The organism is Halomonas saccharevitans (assembly GCF_900116405.1).
Classification (GTDB): domain Bacteria; phylum Pseudomonadota; class Gammaproteobacteria; order Pseudomonadales; family Halomonadaceae; genus Halomonas; species Halomonas saccharevitans.
Genome location: NZ_FPAQ01000076.1, coordinates 1 through 2,656, shown reverse-complemented (window position 1 = coordinate 2,656; position 2,656 = coordinate 1). Strand labels below are relative to the sequence as shown.

Sequence of the window (2,656 nt, the reverse complement as noted above, 5' to 3'; positions counted from 1 at the left end):
CTACCAAGCGACCGCATGAGGTTGAAGCAGGTCGGTACCGGCAATCGATGGACTCAACACGCTCGTTCTGTGCCCTGATGAATGAGGCGGGTTTAGAGTTCTCAATGATGCTTTTGTAATCGTGATGGTCGATCACTTTAACGTAATACTTAACTGAATAGCCTTCCTCTTTGATATCAATAGAGACTTCAGCTTTAGGCTTCAGGAGAGCACCGAACACCAAGGATTGAACAGACATTGCCTTATCAATACCAGCTTCAGCTTTCCTTACACGAATCTCGTGAGCCTTGCCCTCTTGAATCCCTACGTTACCTTCCTCATCCCAAGTAATAAGATGATCAAATAGATCTTTGAACAAGTTAGCGCCAATTCCCTTTTGGTGAGTGTTGGAAATAACAGGCACTTCATCAACTACTACTTTCCAACTTTCGAGGGTCTTAGGATCAATATTTGTTAGGGTCTGGTGAGTGATAATAACTACACAACCACTCTCTTGATGCTTGAGTTCTGTAAGTGCTTCTTCTACCGATTCTTTTACTTTACTCGGGTAGTAATCACTGTTGATAATGTAAGCTTCTATGCCTTCATCTTTAAGACGCTTTGCAATATCCTTTGTAAGCACCTTGGTAGGAAGCACCAATAGAATATTTTCTGAACCATCTGTAGCATCAATAAAGCTTTGAGTCTTTCCACTTCCAGGGATGCCATTAGCAATATTTACGGTATCAGTCATTTAGTATTCTCCTTTTCAGAACGTAGAAAATCCCACCAGATGCATTGAATACACCAGTGTTTGATTGGTTTAAAATTCAGTATTAGTTTAAAGCATTCCTCCAAAGGAACACTAAGCATCAGAAGTGGACATTTCTCTTAAGGAACCCTTAAACGTTTTGTCCACCTTTCTAGGGTTTTTGTAAGAGGTATTCCCGGAAAGCCCTATTAAGGCCCCGGTAGAAAAACTAGCTTGTACTCCAATAGTGACATGGAAACGCTTGACTGTCAACCCATATGACAACCTTTATCATTTGTATAAAACAATTTCCTACACCCGGGAAATGGAAATCAGCACATTTCGATTAAGCTACTCAACAAGAACGTAACAGAGCCTTCAAGATCAAAACTAGAGTTTTCTTTAGGAAAAAAGCACCAATAAAAAAGCAATAACCTAAAAGAAGTAGTGCTGCCTCCTAAAGATTACCGCCTTTTAAACTATTTAAATCCCTTTTAAAGCCTGCTTTGTATCAGTGTATAAACTTTAGAATAAATATCAATGTAAATATCTACTACCCAATTAGCCCATGTAAGAAATATATTGGGGAGGTCAACATACGAATCAGCGAACAGGACACCATAACCAACTATAAAGGGAAGATTTAAGAAACCAATAAAATAAAGAGCAAGCATTAACACCATTATAATTTGTATTATTGGCCATGGCAGGTACTTTCCCCAGTGTTCAGCAACATACATAATCATTCTTCTAAGGATGCCGAATGTAAAACTGTCTTTATAGTCTTTAGCACCACAATGAGGACACGCTTTAGCTGTAGTGCTAACCTGACCCCCACATTCTGTACATTCCGTGATAGACATAATTTACTCCTTGTAAGCGACTTGCGCGTATTAAATACACAGCCTATCACTGTCAATAGCTTCTACTACATCGAATAATACCTTAGGCTTGAAATCTTTTCCATACCTGTTGTTGGAAATTCCTCCTGTTGTATGCCCAAGAAGAGCACCTATCAGATTTTCACTATATTGCTTTTGTTTGAGGTGGTCAGCCACCGTATGACGGAAGCTATAGAAGTCCTTTCTTTCTTCACCAATCAATCCTATTGACTGTCTCAATCTAGCAAACCACTTAGATGGTTGTGCTGAATATCCATGCTTCTTATGCTGTGTTAGCTCTGGAAACAACCTTGAACCAGCTTCTAGGGATTCTACGTAGCCCAAGAAACCAAGATTAATAAGCCTTGAATGTATTGGGATTAACCTTTCTGTATTCTCTGTCTTCAAGTGTTGATCTGACATGGTTTGTTGGATATGGATACAAGGAATCTCATCAATAACCTTGATATCTTTGGTGTAAAGCTGACATAGCTCATTCAACCTTGCACCAGTGTATAGGCCAAGATAAGGTAGCCAGTATTTAAAAGGCTTATTTTGATGCTGTATCGCTTCAAATATCTTGGCTAGATCATCATCCGTGAAGGTGCTTCTAAAGCTATTCTGCTTCTGTTTTACCTTTATCTTCATGCCATAGAAGGGATTATTGACTAGATACCCTTCCCTTACAGCATAGGCAAAGAAGCTTGAGAGATATTTTATATAGTTATTGTAGGTGGTGATTGTTATGTTGGTGGTTGCTTCCTTGATGATCGTGTTAAGGCTCTTGTCTCCTTTGATCCTGTTCAACCTCGGAGGGAGCTGTAAGGCAACCTCTCGAAAGCGTTTGGCATGATCCAGGGTGATAGCCTCAATCTGTATATTCCCAATAATTCTAATAAGTAGATTTATTATGAATTCTTTGTCATCAATGGTCTTGACCGAGACACCTTCTAGAGCTTGCTGGCGTTTGTAGGCTTCCAAGACGCTAGGCTTTGTCCGAAAACTTGAATTTGCTAATGTCACCTATGCCACAGCAGCATAGGTG

General features: G+C 39.7%; 3 protein-coding genes. All 3 read right to left on the bottom strand.

Translation table 11 applies throughout. The features are described 5' to 3' along the window. On the bottom strand, positions 1-733 hold a 733-nt coding region (locus tag BM388_RS17765), incomplete at its 3' end, for a DEAD/DEAH box helicase family protein (RefSeq protein WP_175535154.1). 491 nt (positions 734-1,224) lie between these two features. Continuing rightward, positions 1,225-1,593 carry a zinc ribbon domain-containing protein gene (locus BM388_RS17760; RefSeq protein WP_139233997.1) on the bottom strand — a complete coding sequence of 123 codons (369 nt, stop codon included), beginning with the start codon at positions 1,591-1,593 and terminating at the stop codon, positions 1,225-1,227. Between the two features lie 30 nt (positions 1,594-1,623). Next, the gene (locus BM388_RS17375) at positions 1,624-2,592 is read right to left on the bottom strand and encodes a site-specific integrase (protein ID WP_139233996.1); all 969 of its coding nucleotides are present in this window, start codon (positions 2,590-2,592) and stop codon (positions 1,624-1,626) included. Positions 2,593-2,656 lie beyond the last annotated feature (64 nt).

What these genes read in the sequence shown, in the direction of transcription:
- BM388_RS17760 (WP_139233997.1), bottom strand. Translation starts at nt 1,593, where the DNA reads ATGTCTATCACGGAATGTACAGAATGTGGGGGTCAGGTTAGCACTACA.